The organism is Lentzea chajnantorensis, assembly GCF_054300775.1.
In genome coordinates, this window is record NZ_JBSDZT010000002.1 from 4,860,409 (window position 1) to 4,874,168 (window position 13,760).

The 13,760-nt window shown below is 72.4% G+C and carries 13 protein-coding genes; 5 read left to right on the forward strand and 8 right to left on the reverse strand.

Annotated elements, in window-relative coordinates; translation table 11 throughout:
- Positions 1–7: 7 nt before the first annotated feature.
- The 3 genes from ACVDFE_RS24185 to ACVDFE_RS24195 form a co-directional block, all read right to left on the reverse strand.
- On the reverse strand, positions 8–1,843 hold the full coding sequence (locus ACVDFE_RS24185) for a HEAT repeat domain-containing protein (protein WP_458431957.1): 1,836 nt from the start codon (positions 1,841–1,843) through the stop codon (positions 8–10).
- 76 nt (positions 1,844–1,919) lie between these two features.
- On the reverse strand, positions 1,920–2,321 hold the full coding sequence (locus tag ACVDFE_RS24190; RefSeq protein ID WP_360388884.1) for a hypothetical protein: 402 nt from the start codon (positions 2,319–2,321) through the stop codon (positions 1,920–1,922).
- A 65-nt stretch (positions 2,322–2,386) separates the two neighbouring features.
- Complete coding sequence (locus tag ACVDFE_RS24195) at positions 2,387–3,199, reverse strand: glycoside hydrolase family 20 zincin-like fold domain-containing protein (protein WP_458431958.1); 813 nt, start codon at positions 3,197–3,199, stop codon at positions 2,387–2,389.
- Positions 3,200–3,608: 409 nt separating this feature from the next.
- Here ACVDFE_RS24195 and mptB point away from each other — a divergent pair, with 409 nt between their 5' ends.
- Genes mptB through ACVDFE_RS24210 form a run of 3 tightly spaced genes read left to right on the forward strand, consistent with a single transcriptional unit; the run spans position 3,609 to position 7,069 of the window.
- On the forward strand, positions 3,609–5,027 hold the full coding sequence (gene mptB / locus ACVDFE_RS24200; RefSeq protein ID WP_458431959.1) for a polyprenol phosphomannose-dependent alpha 1,6 mannosyltransferase MptB: 1,419 nt from the start codon (positions 3,609–3,611) through the stop codon (positions 5,025–5,027).
- Positions 5,014–6,504 carry an apolipoprotein N-acyltransferase gene (gene lnt / locus ACVDFE_RS24205; protein WP_458431960.1) on the forward strand — a complete coding sequence of 497 codons (1,491 nt, stop codon included), beginning with the start codon at positions 5,014–5,016 and terminating at the stop codon, positions 6,502–6,504. The genes mptB and lnt overlap by 14 nt, the downstream gene beginning before the upstream one ends.
- 49 nt (positions 6,505–6,553) lie before the next feature.
- Positions 6,554–7,069 (forward strand): hypothetical protein, encoded by a 516-nt coding sequence (locus ACVDFE_RS24210; RefSeq protein ID WP_458431961.1) that lies wholly within the window; start codon positions 6,554–6,556, stop codon positions 7,067–7,069.
- Between the two features lie 9 nt (positions 7,070–7,078).
- Here ACVDFE_RS24210 and ACVDFE_RS24215 read toward each other — a convergent pair whose 3' ends face one another.
- Positions 7,079–7,843, reverse strand: a complete 765-nt coding sequence (locus ACVDFE_RS24215) for an SDR family oxidoreductase (protein WP_458431962.1) — start codon at positions 7,841–7,843, stop codon at positions 7,079–7,081.
- Positions 7,844–7,943: 100 nt separating this feature from the next.
- Between ACVDFE_RS24215 and ACVDFE_RS24220 the strand changes: the two genes are divergently transcribed.
- Positions 7,944–8,789 carry an MmyB family transcriptional regulator gene (locus ACVDFE_RS24220; protein WP_360388864.1) on the forward strand — a complete coding sequence of 282 codons (846 nt, stop codon included), beginning with the start codon at positions 7,944–7,946 and terminating at the stop codon, positions 8,787–8,789.
- On the opposite strand, the gene ACVDFE_RS24225 is transcribed toward ACVDFE_RS24220, so the two are convergent.
- Positions 8,782–9,639, reverse strand: a complete 858-nt coding sequence (locus ACVDFE_RS24225) for a helix-turn-helix domain-containing protein (RefSeq protein WP_458431963.1) — start codon at positions 9,637–9,639, stop codon at positions 8,782–8,784. The two genes, ACVDFE_RS24220 and ACVDFE_RS24225, sit on opposite strands and share 8 nt — an antisense overlap.
- 248 nt (positions 9,640–9,887) lie before the next feature.
- Between ACVDFE_RS24225 and ACVDFE_RS24230 the strand changes: the two genes are divergently transcribed.
- Positions 9,888–10,223 (forward strand): hypothetical protein, encoded by a 336-nt coding sequence (locus ACVDFE_RS24230; RefSeq protein ID WP_458431964.1) that lies wholly within the window; start codon positions 9,888–9,890, stop codon positions 10,221–10,223.
- A gap of 45 nt (positions 10,224–10,268) precedes the next feature.
- On the opposite strand, the gene ACVDFE_RS24235 is transcribed toward ACVDFE_RS24230, so the two are convergent.
- From ACVDFE_RS24235 to ACVDFE_RS24245, 3 genes are all read right to left on the reverse strand, one after another.
- Positions 10,269–11,984, reverse strand: coding sequence for a S8 family peptidase (locus tag ACVDFE_RS24235; RefSeq protein ID WP_458431965.1), 1,716 nt, complete (start codon positions 11,982–11,984; stop codon positions 10,269–10,271).
- A gap of 121 nt (positions 11,985–12,105) precedes the next feature.
- On the reverse strand, positions 12,106–13,134 hold the full coding sequence (locus ACVDFE_RS24240) for an alpha/beta hydrolase-fold protein (protein WP_360388855.1): 1,029 nt from the start codon (positions 13,132–13,134) through the stop codon (positions 12,106–12,108).
- A gap of 9 nt (positions 13,135–13,143) precedes the next feature.
- Complete coding sequence (locus tag ACVDFE_RS24245) at positions 13,144–13,716, reverse strand: CGNR zinc finger domain-containing protein (RefSeq protein ID WP_360388852.1); 573 nt, start codon at positions 13,714–13,716, stop codon at positions 13,144–13,146.
- Positions 13,717–13,760 lie beyond the last annotated feature (44 nt).

Genomic DNA, 13,760 nt, shown 5'->3' on the forward strand with positions numbered 1-13,760 from the left:
TACTTCTTCAGGCCGCACCGGCCAGCACGGCCCTGATCGCGTCGCACAGCAGGTCGTCGTCGCGGATGCCGCACCGCCGGTCGGGCCGTCCCGGCCGGGTGTCCTGCTCCAGCAGCTCGCGCAGCACCGGCACCGCGGGCTCCGCGAGCGGACCGAGTTCGGCCAGCCGGCCGATGCACTCGATCAGGTACCGGCCGAACGGTCCGCCGGTGGTGAGCGCCCGCCACACCGCCATGGCCGCGCCGGTGGCGTCGGCCGGGTCGCCGGTGATGCGCCACAGGGTGCGCAGCCGGCGTGCGTCGTCCCATCCGGAGGTGCGGGTGGTGCGCAGCACGGCGGCCAGATCGGCTGCCGCGGGGCCGAGCTCCGCCAGGACGTCGAGGTGCCGGACGAGTGTGGGGTCGTCGGCGCGGAGGCGGTCGAGGAGGAGCTCGGTGTCGCCGGTCGCGCGCCAGTACCGCACGGCCGACCTGACCGGCGCGTCTGGTTCGGGCCGTTCGCAGATGTCGCTCAGCCCGAACGAGACCAGCGCGTCGAGAGCCCACTCCTCGACGTCCGTGCCGATCTGGGCGGTGACCTCCGGTGCCGCCTCCACGGCGTCGGGGCCCCAGTGTGCGAGCACGAGGAGGTAGTCGCGTCGTTCGGCGAAGTCGTCTGCCTCGGCAAGGCGGCGGCGCAGCAGCGGCAGCAGCGTCGCGGCGAAGGGCCGCAGCGGGCGCAACGACCGGCGGAGGTCGTGGTCCACCGGGCCGTGGTCGAGCAGATCTGCCACCAGGGCAACGGATTCCGGCGCTCCGGCCAGCGCCAGCACGGCCGCCTTGCGCACCGCGGGCACCTCGTCCCGGGCCGCGGCGACGAGGTCTGGATGCCACGGTTCGGCGGCGCGGCCGGTGGCGCCGAGCACCTCGGCTGCCTGCTCGCGTCGAGCCGGGTCCGGATCGGACAGCCGTTCCGCGACGAGCGGCAGCAGGGTGGCGGCCGGGGAGCGCCAGCGGCTCAGCACGTCCCAGGCCGCGGTCAAAGCCTGCTCGTGGCCGAGGCGCAGCAGTGCCGCGGCCAGACGGGTCCGGCCGTCCCGGTCGTCGTCGAGCACGTCGGCGGTCCACCGCACCAGCCGGGCGATCGGTCGGCGCGCGGCCCAAACGTGGTGCCACAGCAAGGGATCGGCCGTCGGCAGGTAGGCGATGGCCTCATCGACGTGCCGTGGGTCGCGTCCGCCGAGACCGGACCTGCGGTGGGCCATCGCACCGGCGAAGCGGTGCACCGCGTCGGGGTGCGAGCGGAGGTCCGAGAGCCAGTCGACGACCGGCGCCGGCCACTCGGTGGCCATGTCGCGCAACAACTCCGCTGCCGCGCACACGAACCCGACCCGAGCGGCCTCGTCGGTGTCGCGGTGCCAGCCGTTCACCAGCGCGGGCAGCACCAGGCAGGCGTGCTCGTGCGCCTGGGCGAGGGGGAACGCGATCCGCCGGCGGACCACCGGGTCGGGGTCGGTGACCAGGTCGAGCAACCGCGGGACGGCCGCCGCCCACGCCGCCGGCCAGGTCGGTGTGACGTACCGGGGTTCCGCCGTCCGCCCGGCCTCCGCCAACCGGCCGACGAGGTCGACCACGGCGGCACGGTGCCCGACCGCCGGATCGGCGGCACAGCGCAGAAGTGCCGGCAGCACCGGGGGCGCGGCGGACAGGACGCAGCCGCCCTGGTGGGAGATCCTGTTGTCCAGCTCGCCGAACGCGCGGGCGTCGGTGGCGGCGGCGCGCAGCAGGGCGGGAACGTCCTCCGCGGTGCCGTAGTGGTGGTGCAGCCGGTCCCACGCGACGGCGGGAACGAGGTCCTGGGACATCCAGGCGACTTCTTTTCGGATCAGAACCGACGAGGTGCCCGAACCCTACGTCATCGCCAGTACGCCGCGCAGGTGTTCAGGACGTGCTGACAGCCGCGTTCCGCCGGAGCGGGCCGCGGTAGGTCACGGCGAGCACCCCGAGCGCGCCCGCCCACGCCGCGAGGGTCGCGCCCCAGCTCGGCTGCCAGCCGACCTCGCCGAGCCGCAACGCCCAGCTGGTGCCGAAGAGCAGGAGCACGAAGGCGATCCCGACGTCGCGCGCGGACGTGTGCTCGGCCGGCTCGGCGAAGATCCGGTCGAGCCACTGGGCGGCGGCGACGGCGATGCCGAGCAGCAGACCGGCGGTGATCAGGTGCCACGCGAGCGCGGCTGCGGTGGTGCTGCCGCTCAGGACGTGCAGCAGGTCGAGGCAGGCCGCCACCACGAGCAGGACCAGTGGCAGCGCGGCCATCCGGCGCAGGGGCCTGGACGAGGGCATGGTCGGAACTTCCTTTCCCGGGGACGCGTCTGTACCCCGGAGAAGGCCGGTTAAACCTGGTTCGGTCAGCCCAGTGCGGGTGAGGCCAGTGCGGCGGACCGCTGCAGCACCCCGTGGCCGCCCACCCAGCCGGCCACCGCGACGGCGCGCAGCCCTGCGTCGCCCTCGCTGAGCTGGCCGTGCGGGCCGAGGACGTCGGCGGGCGCGTCACCCTCGTGCCAGCGCACCGGCACCCGGTCGTGGCTCTGCAGCAGACCGGCAAGACCGCTGGTCAGCTTGGCCCGGCCGATGTGCACCCAGCGGCTGGGGAACACGTCGAGCACCTCGGCGAGCGACCTGCCGATCTCGGGCACGATCGTCACGCCGTTGGCCAGCGCGTACTCCACGAGCTCGCGCAGCTCGTGCTGGTCGCCGTCCGGGCGCAGGTGCAGGACGTTGAGCTTGTAGGCGGCCATCCGGTCGATGGTCGCGCGCATCTCGGCGGCCGGCAGCAGCGGGCTGGTCACACCGCGCCACGCGAACGCGGGGGAGTCCTGCACGTCGGCGGCGCGCACGGTGCCGTCCGGGGTCATCAGCTGGCGGAACGACTGCACGCCGTGCCGCAGACCGGCCTGGGTTCGCGCCCGCAGCATCACGGCGCTCGGGCTGACCAGCAGCGCGTAGCCCTCGGGGCCGAGTCCGCGCAGGGCCGGGTCGAGCGTCACCATGAGCCTGCCGTCGGGCGACTCGGCCAGCGTGTGGCCGGTGCGGCGGAAGATGTGCTCGCGCAGCAGCGCGGCCGCCGTGCGGGCCTGACCGGTCACCCTGATCGTGACGTCCTCGGTCAGTGCGAACGCACCCGTGCGACGGGGTGCGTTCGAGGGCATGGGGACGATCACCGCGTTCCTCTCCGGCGGACTGCCTGCACCCGCTCAACGCGGCACGGCTCAGGTGAGTTCCACGTGACCCGGCAGCCGCACGGTGGTGCCTCGACCAGGTGCGGCGGTCACGTCGACGGAACCGCGGTGCACCTCTTCCAGTGTGCGTACGGCAGGCCCTCGCGGCGATGCCCACGGTGGTGTCGGTGATCGAGATCACCCGCTCGGCGGCCCCCTGAGCGGCGGGGGCTGACTGATCTCCGGGGTCGACGTCGAGGCGCCGCCGGGTGAACCGGTGTCGGCACTGGTGGCGGCGGCCCGGCAGGAGGTTGCGCGACCACCGGATGATCAACGTCATCCTCAGGTCGTACGCCCGGCAGCGACCGCGGGGTGACGCGGGACGATCTGTCCGGAAAGCACTGTCTGTTCCGTGCAGACGGCAACGGCGGCCCTTCCCCGCTCACTGGCACCCGCTCCCGAGGCGGAGCTGCTGCGCTGGACCGGTGCCGGCGGTGCGGTGCTGCTGACCGGCGGGGCGTGGGCGGTCACGGCGGGAGCGGGCGCCGCCGGGCTGGCCGCCGCCATCGCGGGCGCGGGGCTGGTCGTGCTGGCGTGGGTGCTGCTCGGCCGCACGAAGCGCCCGGTCACGTGGCTGCGCCGCACGCTTGTGTGGTGGTGTGCCCCGTTGGTGCCGGCACCGCCGCTGTTCAGCCTTGATGTGTACAGCTACCTCGCGCAGGGGGAGGTGGCCGCCCGCGGGTTCGACCCGAACGTCGTCAGCCCCGCGGCCGGTGCGAGCGCCGAGGCCGTCGCACGGGTCAGCGGCCACTGGCGGGAGACGCCGTCGCCGTACGGGCCGCTGTTCGGCACGGTCGAGCGCGGCATCGCCGAGATCACCGGCGGAGATCCGGTCGCGGGCATCGTCCTGCACCGGCTCGCCGCGGTGCTGGGCCTGCTGCTCGTCGTGTGGGCGGTGCCGCGGCTGGCCGCGCGTGCGGGCGCGTCGCAGCGCACGGCGTTGTGGCTGGGCGTGCTGAACCCATTGGTGCTGTGGCACCTCATCGGCGGCATGCACAACGACGCCCTGATGCTCGGTCTCATGCTCGCGGGCACCGTGGTCGCGCTCGACGCACTCGACGACGCCCGCTGGTGGTCGGTCACGGCCGGGATCGTGCTCATCGCGCTCGGTGCGCAGGTCAAGCTGCCGGCACTGGCCGCGCTCGCGATCGTCGGCACGGCGCTGGCCCGCCGGTTCGGCGGCGGGCTGCTGAGGTTCACGCTCAGTGGTGCCGCCATGGTCGCGGCCGCCGTCCTGGTGTCCGTGGCGACCTCACTGGCCGGTCGGGCCGGATTCGGCTGGGTGCAGGCCCTCGGGACGCCGTCGAAGGTGCCCAGCTGGATGGCGCCGAGCAACTGGCCGGGCTTCCTGGCCGGTGCGGTGTCCGGTGCGGAGAGTGGTCAGGCGATGATCTCCGCGGGACGGGTCGCGGGGCTCGTGCTGGTCCTGTGCGGCGTCGCGGTGGTGCTGACGCGCCAGCTGCGCGGCGGGATCTCCGAGGTGAGGGCGCTGGGGCTGGTGATGGGCGTGATCGTGGTGCTGGGCCCGGTGGTGCAGCCGTGGTACCTGCTGTGGGCGGTGGTGCCGCTCGCGGCCGCGGGGCTGTGGCGGACCGGCCTCACCGCGGCCGTGACGATGTTCGCCCTGCTCGTGCCGCCGCTGGCCGGGGACTTCACCGGCCGGGTGGGCGAGCTGGTGGTCGGCTACGGCGCCGGCCTCGTGCTCGTGGCCTGCGCGTTCCTCGTCCTGCGCCGCCTCGTCGTGAGCCGGGTGCCCGGTGCGCGGGGCTGACCTGGGCCGGTACGGCGCCGCGGCACTGGCCGGCGGCGCACTGGCGTCGAGCTTCCCGCCGCGCACCCTGTGGTGGCTGGCGGTGCCCGCGTTCCTCGTGCTGTGGCTGACCCTGCGGAACGGGCGTTCCGGCCGCCTGGGCTTCGTCTTCGGGCTGGCGTTCTTCCTGCCCCACCTGTGGTGGATCCAGCACTTCCTCGGCACCGAGTTCGGCCCGTGGCCGTGGCTCGTGCTCTCGGCGTTGATGGCGCTGTTCGTCTCGGCCGCGTTCGCGCTGTACCCGCTGGTCGCCCGGCTGCCGGGAGCACCGGTGTGGGCGGCGCTGCTGTTCGTGCTCCAGGAGACAGCGCGCGGGCTCATCCCGTTCAACGGCTTCCCGTGGGGCCGGGTCGCGTTCGGGCAGGTCGACGGGCCGTTCGGGCGGCTGGCGTCCCTCGGTGGCGCACCGCTGGTGACGTTCGCCGTGGTGGTGACCGGGTTCGGGCTGGGCGCATGGCTGCGCCGGCCGCGTGAGTGGCGCCGGTCGTGGGCGCTGCTGCCGGTGCTGGCCGCGCTGCTGGTCACCGTGCCCGTCGCCGCCGAGAACGGCACCCGCACCGTCGCCGTCGTGCAGGGCAACGCACCCGACATCGGCCTCGGCCTGCTCGACGCCGGCGCCGAGCTGCGCGCCAACCACCTGCGCAAGACCGCGGAGCTGGCCGCACGACCGGGACCGAAGCCCGACCTGGTGGTGTGGCCGGAGAGCGCGACCCGCACCGGCGACCGCGACCCGGTGCTCGACCGGATGGTCGACGACCTCGGCGTGCCGGTGCTCGTGAGCGCGTTGAAGAACGGCGAGAACTCGGTGATCGCGTGGCGTCCCGGCAGCGGCCGGGGGGAGTCCTACGCGAAGCAGGAGCTGGTGCCGTTCGCGGAGCACATCCCGCTGCGCCCGCTCGCCCGGCTGGTCACGCCGTTCGCCGACCAGCAGGACCTGAAGGCGGGCAGCGAACCCGGCCTGCTGGACGTCGCGGGCACCCGCGTGGGCGTCGGCATCTGCTACGAGGTGGCCTACGACTACGTGCTGCGCGAGTCCGCGGCCGAGGGCGCGCAGCTGCTGGTCGTGCCGACGAACAACGCCTGGTACGGCCGCGGCGAGATGACCTACCAGCAGCTCGGCATGGCCCGGCTGCGGGCGGTCGAGCACGGCCGTGCGGTCGTGGTCGCGGCCATCAGCGGCGTGAGCGCGGTCGTGCGCCCGGACGGCAGCGTCGTGCGGTCGACCGGGATGTTCACCGACGACCTGATGGTGGACACCGTGCCGTTGCGCTCGTCGCTGACGATCGCCACCAGGTTCGGCGGCGCGTTGCACGTCGTCTTCACCGGTGCCGCTTTCGTGGCGTGTCTGGCCGGGCTGTGGCAGCGCCGTCGTCGACGCGGAGTGACCGAGGATCACCCGATGAGGTCGCCGTTGCCGGAAACCGGCGTCCCCTCCTGAGAAACGGGTACCTGACGGCCGTCTGCACACTCCACAAAGGACGGCGATGATGAACAAGACCGCTTTGGCCGCAGTGTTCGCGACGGTTCCCCTCATGCTCGCGCCCACCGCGTCGAGTGCGATCGCCTGCTACGACAACCTCTCCAGCTCGGTCGGGACCATGGCCACGATCGTGCGCGACGAGTTCATCAAGCCCGTCTGCCAGGCGCAGCTGCAACCGGGAGCAGAGCGCCAGGACGTGACACAGCTGCGGGAGGTCGTGATCCCGCAGGCGATCAACAACCTCGCCGGCATGAAGCTGATCTTCGAGCGGTCCAAGCCGGTCCTCGACGGCCTGGTGGAGAAGTGCTACTCGCCGCAGGACTTCTGCAGCCCGGACGCGGTGGGCCGGGCCGTGCGGTGCATCAAGTCCGAGCTGCCCGACATCGCGGCGGCGACGCTGAGCGCGACCACGCTCTCGGAGTCCTGCGACGGGTTCGAGGCGGTGGCCAAGACCGATCCGCAGGGACTGCGCGAGCGGGCCCGCGCCGCCGCCGACTCCTACATCACCTACCTGCGCGGGTAGTCCCCTGGTTCAGTCGCCGTGCGGGTCCTCGGCGTTGAGGGCGGCCACGACCTGGTCGTAGTCGCCGCGGGCCTCGCCGTAGCGCAGGAACTTGACCCGCTCCACCTGGATCTCCCGCACGTCGGGCCGGGCCTCGATGATCCCCATGACCTCGGCGACGTACTCGTCGAGCGGCATGGCGTGGTCGTTGTCGGCCTGGCCCGGCAGCAGGTCCGTCTGCACCGACGGCGGCTCCAGCTCGGTCACCTGCACGGAGGTGCCGGCCAGCTGCAGCCGCAGCGTCTCGCTGAGCATGTGGATCGCGGCCTTGGTGGCGTTGTAGCTGGGCGTCACCTTGAGCGGCGCGAACGCGAGCCCGGACGACACGGTCATGATGGTGGCGTCCGGTCGCGTCTGCAGGTGCTCCACGAACGCCGCGATGAGGCGGATCGGCCCGAGGAGGTTCGTCGTCACGGTCGTCTCCGCCGACTCCAGGAAGGTCTCCGGCCGGCGCCAGTCCTCCACGCGCATGACACCCGCCATGGTGATGAGGACGTTCAGCTCGGGGAAGCGCGCCAGCACGTCCTTGGCCGCGTCCTTGACGCTGTCCGCGTCGGCCGTGTCGATCCGCACGGTCTCGACACCGGGGTGCTCGGCCGCGATGCGCTCCAGCAGCTCGGTGCGGCGGCCACCGACGACCACGGTGTTGCCGCGTTCGTGCAGGGCCAGCGCGAGCGCCAGGCCGATGCCGCTGGTGGCGCCGGGGATGAAGACGGTGTTTCCGGTGATGTCCATGAGTGAAAGCTTCTGCCGTTGCCGTCGCACGCGGCAGAGAGCGCTTATCGGGGGATCGGCGATCCCTGGCTCACGGCGCACACACGCCGATACTGAAGCCATGGACCGTGTGGAACTCGCAGCCTTCCTCCGCCGCCGACGCGAAGAGCTCCGGCCGGAGGACGTCGGTCTGCCCGTGGGCGCACGTCGGCGAGCGGCGGGCCTCAGGCGCGAGGAGGTCGCAGCACTGGCCGCGATGTCCACGGACTACTACACGCGCCTTGAACAACAACGCGGCCCGCAACCGAGCGAGCAGATGCTGGCGGCACTGGCCCGCGCGCTGCGCCTGACCGACGACGCCCGCGACTACCTGTTCCGCATCGCCGGCCGCAACGCGCCGTCCCCGTCGGTCACCAGCACCCACGTCGCCCCCGCGCTGCAACGCGTGCTGGACCGCCTCACCGACACCCCGGCGTTGATCCTCTCCAACCTCGGCGAAGTGCTGCTGCAGAACCGGCACGCGGCCGCGCTCTACGGCGACTCGTCGAAGTTCACCGGCCTGGCGCGCAGCGGCATCTACCGCTGGTTCACCGACCCGGACGAACGCCTGATCTACCCCGAACACGACCGCGACCGCCAGTCCCGCGCCCAAGTCGCGAACCTACGAGCTGCCTACGGCGCTATGGGCGCACGTTCGCGTGCAGGCGAGCTGGTGCGTGTGCTGTCGCGAGAGAGTGCCGAGTTCGCGGAACTGTGGGAACGCCACGAGGTCGCGAAGCGGTTCGAGGACCACAAGGTGCTGGTGCACCCGCAACTGGGCGAGATCGAGGTCGACTGCCAGGCGCTGTTCACCGAGGACCAGTCGCAGGCGCTGCTGGTGCTGACCGCACCGCCGCGCACGGAGGCGTTCGACAAGATCCAGCTGCTGGGCGTGCTCGGGCACGAGACGTTCGAGGACGTCAGGTAGGCCGGCACCCGGTCGTGCTGGTGCCACCGCCGGACGGTGCGGCCACGGTGACGGTGACCTGCACGCAGCCGTCCGCGGTCAGCAGGATGTTGCCGAACACGGCCTGCCCGTCGAACTCGGTGCTGTAGGGCAGTCCCTTCGTCGTCGTCCGCGGACGCGCGGCCGCGATCGTGACGGTCGCGCTCCTCAGGAACGTGACCCGGTCGCTGGGCGTGAACCGGCCCCACGCGACCCGGCAGCGCGGGGAGTAGCGGAGCTCGGCGGTGCCCAGGAAGTTGCGCTGGGCGGTGTTGATCTCGACGCTGTCCAGCGTGGTCACCTCCGGGTCGTAGGCGCACCCGGACTCCTTCGGGTCGGCGCCGTCGGCGACCGGAGCCGCGGTTCCGGCGAACCTCGGCGTCGTGTCCGCCGACGGGGGCGAGGTCTCCGGTGGAGTGCGGTTCGCGCCCCACCACCGGGCTGTTCCGAACGCCGCCGCGACCAGGACGGCGACCACCGCGGCGATGGCCGGTCCGGCGCCGGCCTTCCCGGCGGCCCGCTCGGGTTCGCGGGGAGCGGCCGGGGCCGGTTCGTCCGGCGGCAGGCCGAGGTCCGCGCGGGCCTGGACCCAGCGGCGCCGCCACTCGTCCACCTCACCGCCGCACGCCTGGACGTACGCCTTCGTGACGTCCCAGGTGGGGAGGCGGTGACCGCTGGCAGCGGACGACGGGGTCGCTTTGGATAAGTGGACCCTGGCCGCCATGGAGCGGTAGGACTCGCCACCGGCCGCGTCCCTCAGCTTCCTGAGCTCGGCGGCGAACAGCTGGGCCGGACCGGTGGACCCGTCGATCGGCCGTTCGGGACGAGGCATGCGCATCCCTCCGGTTGTCCGGACCTGTTGTCCACGCCTGGACAGCGTGTTGGCCAACCCGGTCCGCGCTTAGACCTGAATGGCGATTCCCTTCACTGGTCCACATGTCCGACAGCACGGCGCATTACGCGCAACACCCGGACGGGCCAGCGATTCCACTGACGGAGGAAAGGACCGACGATGAGAAGTCTTGTCCGCGGTGTGGCTGTGCCGGCAGCGGTGGTCCCGCGAACGGCACGGCGAGCACCGTGCCGATCCTCCACCCGGAGATCAGCGGCAACGTCCTCGGCTGGGTGGACCTGCGGTGGAGCACCGGCTGCCAGATCAACTGGGCCAGGGTGCGGATGAACTCCGGTGCCGCGTACGCCGTGCCCTCGCTCGGCATCCGGGTGTGGGCGGTGCGCCCCGGCGACGGCACCAGCACGTGGGGCCACGCCTGCAACCCCGGCCCCTACTACGCGTCGTCCGCCTTCTCCGGACAGCTCAACGGGAGCTCCAACCAGGTCATGTGCGCCTACGGGGGGCTCGCCTACCAGCCGGTCAACGGCCCGGTCGGTTGGCGGCAGGCGAGCTACTGCTTCTGACGGCGAGAGGTGGGCCCGTGGCCGCGGGCCCACCCCCGGCTGTGCCTAGAAGGTCAGCTTCCAGGCGTTGATGTAGCCGGTGTCGCTGCGGTACGTGTCCCGCACCTGCAGCTTCCACACGCCGTTCGCGACCTCGCTGGAGGCGTTGGTCGTGTAGGTCTCCACCACGTTGTCCGCGGAGTCGGAGGTGCTGGAGTCCTTCAGGCGGTACGCCGTGCCGTCCGGGGCGATGAGGTCGATGACCAGGTCGCCGCGGTAGGTGTGCACGACGTCGACGCCGACCTTGAGCGTGGCCGGGGCGTTGCCGGTGAGGCCGGAGACGGTGATCGAGCTGGTCACGGCCGAGCCGGCGTCGGGGATGGCGACGTCGGCGGTGTTCTCGAAGGTCTGGCCGGGCGGGGTGGTGCCGGTGTCGACCGCGGCGAACGCGTCGACGCGGCCCTCGCCGAAGAAGTTGTTCTTGGCGGTGGTGCCGCTGCACCGGGTGTCGGAGCAGGACAGGTCGTCGGCCTGGGTCGCGAGCAGCGTGCGCAGCTGCGCGGGGGTGGCCGTCGGGTTGACCGACTTCAGGAGTGCGGCGACGCCCGCGACGTGCGGGGAGGCCATCGACGTGCCGGACTTCGAACCGAACCGGCCGCCGGGGACGGTCGAGTAGACGCTGTCACCGGGGGCGGCGACGTGGATCTTGTCGGTGCCGAAGTTCGAGAACGACGACTTGGCGTTCGAGGAGGTGATCGACGAGACGCTGACGACGCCGGAGAGCTCACCGGGCACGCTCAGGCAGGCGTTGCTGATCGTGCGGGTCGCGGGCGTGGAGTCGTTGGGGCTGGTCGTGTCCGTGGACTTGGCCGCCAGGTTGTAGTTCTCGTTGCCGGCGGCGGCGACGGTGAGCACGCCCTTGCCCTCGGCGTAGGCGACGGCGCGCTTCATGCCCTCCAGGATCGCGTCCTGGTCGGCGTTGCTCGGGCAGTTGAACAACCAGGGATCGGTGTAGTAGCTGTTGTTGGTCACCTCGAAGCCGCGGTCACCGGAGAAGACCATGGCGCAGATGGTGTTCTCCGCGAAGAACAACCCGCTCGGCTTCTCCGCGATGCGCACCGACGCGATCTTCACGCCCGGCGCCACGCCGACCATGCCCACGCCGTTCTTGGCGGCCGCGATCGTGCCTGCGACGTGCGTGCCGTGCGTGTCCGTGTCACGCCACGAGCCCGTGCGCGTGTCGAGCTTGCCGTAGGCGCACGACGCCGAGTTGGCCGCGTCGAAGTTGGCCTTGAGGTCGGCGTGCTGGTCGTCGACACCGGTGTCGAGCACACCGACGGTGACGGTGGGCGAGCCCTGGTTGACCGCCCACGCGCGGTCGGCGCCGATCTGGCTCATGTCCGTGCGCACCGGCTCACCGGCGGCGGGTGTGGCCTGCGCCGGGGCGGCCGGGACGGCCGGGTTCGCCGCCTCGGCGGGCACGTCGGAGGTGCGGGTCGCGCCGACCTTCTGCACGCCGCTCACCGACCGCATCCGGGTCGCGAAGTCCGCGGAACCGGAGTGGGCGACGACGACGCCGATCGCGTCGTAGGAGGCCCAGACCGTGCCGCTGTTGCTCGCGACCGCGGACTTGGCGCCCGCCGTGTCACCGGGTGCGGTGATGACCAGGTACGACCGGTTGCCCGCCGCGGGTGCCGCCGCTGCCGGGGTTGCCGCCGCCAGGACCCCGGCGCCCACGACCGCGGCGATGACCGCGGCACGCAGGCGTGTTCTTGTACGCACGAACACGATTCCTCCAACACTCTCGCGGGCTGTCCCCGCGCAGTGTGCGCGGGGCGCAGGGGCCCGTCACGAGCTGAAGAGGAGCATCGCAGGCGTCAGGGACGCGCGGAGTTCAGAAACCCTACGAAAGTCGTGCCAGCCGGTCAGCCAGCCAGGCCAGCGAGAGCGGGTAGCGGTAGTCGATGGCGGCGTGACCGGCGTCGAACAGCTCGAAGTGGACGCGCTCGTCCGGCACGCCCACCGCGGCCAGCTCGGCGCGGAACGCCTCGGCGCCCAGGTCGAGGTGGTACTCGTCGCTGCGGCCCGCGTCGATCCACACCGCGTGCAACGAGCGCACTGCGCCGGCGTGGGTCGCGACCATGCGGACCGGGTCCCGGTCGAGCCAGCGCTGCCACACGTCGGGGCGCAGGACGCCGGTCACCGGGTCGAACGGCAGCTCCGGGGTGCCGTCGTCGAGGGCGGAGAAGCAGGCCGCGACGCCGAGGGTGCTCAGGAGGGTGGCGTCCGCGGGCTTGGTGAAGGCCGGACGGCCCTGGAAATCGGCCCACCACGCGCGGATGTCGTGGTCATAGGCGCGTAGGAAACGCACAGCCTTGGCGAAGTCGGGCAGGTAGCAGTACTCGTAAAGCGTGTCGCCCGCGTGCGTGGCCAGTGCGCCGAACAGGTCGGGGCGCAGCATCGGGGTGATCATCGCGCCGAAGCCGCCGGAGGACTTGCCGGCGATGGCACGGGACTGCGGGGCCGGGATCGTGCGGTAGTGCGCGTCGACCCACGGCACGATCTCGTCGCACAGGTACGAGTGGTAACGGCCGGTGCCGGGGGAGTCGACGAACTGCGAGCCGCCGTAGGTGGTCCAGGCGTCGACGTAGACGACGACGCACGGCGGGGCGCCGTTCGCGAACACGGCGTCCGCGGTCTCGACGAACGGCTGGCGGAACGGCGTGCGGTTGGCCCACATGCCCAGGTGGCCGGTGTAGCCCTGGATCACGTACACGGCCGGGTAGCGCTCGTCGGACGAGTCGTAGCCCGGCGGCACGTACACCCACAGCGGGCGCTCGTGCGGGTCGCCGAGCGGGTTGCCGCGCAGCAGCTCGGATTCGACGGTGTGCCGGTCGAGCCGGCCGGCGAGTTCGCCCTCCCACGGAAGCATGCGACCGAGTCAACCACGATCTTGCTGTTGGCTCGCGAACCTCGCTACGCGCGCACGGTTGCCGCACGACGCTTTGCACCACTGCTGGCGGCCGTGCTGCTGCACGAAGTACCGCACGCACCTGGGGGCCTGGCACGAACGCAGGCGGGGTGCGAGCGGGCCGGTGAGGAACTCGACGACCGCGAGGGCCAGTGCGCCCTCGACGAGCGCGGGACCCCGTGCCGCGGTCTGCAGCCGGCGCCGGACGCCGTCCTCGATCGTCACGACGGTCTCGGCTCGCAGCGCGTTGACGGCGTTGTGCAGGACGGCGGCGGCCTCGGTGTCGCTCATCCGCCGCGTCCGCTCGACCCGGCTCGGCGGGTGCGGGAACACGGAGGCGGCGAACGCCGAGCGCGCGGCGAACCGCAGGGTGCGCACGCGGTCCGGCACCACGAGCGCGCCGGGGAAGCGGTTCGCGACCCAGTTGTGCACCTCCGCGTCGGTGGCGAGGTGGTCGGCCACGCCGCCGTTGCCGTCGTCGGCGATGGTGCTGACCAACGCCAGCGCCGTCACGCCGTCGGTGCCGTCCGGCAGTGTGAACACCAAGCCTCCGCTAACGGTAAATGCAGATTTACCGTTAGCCTAGC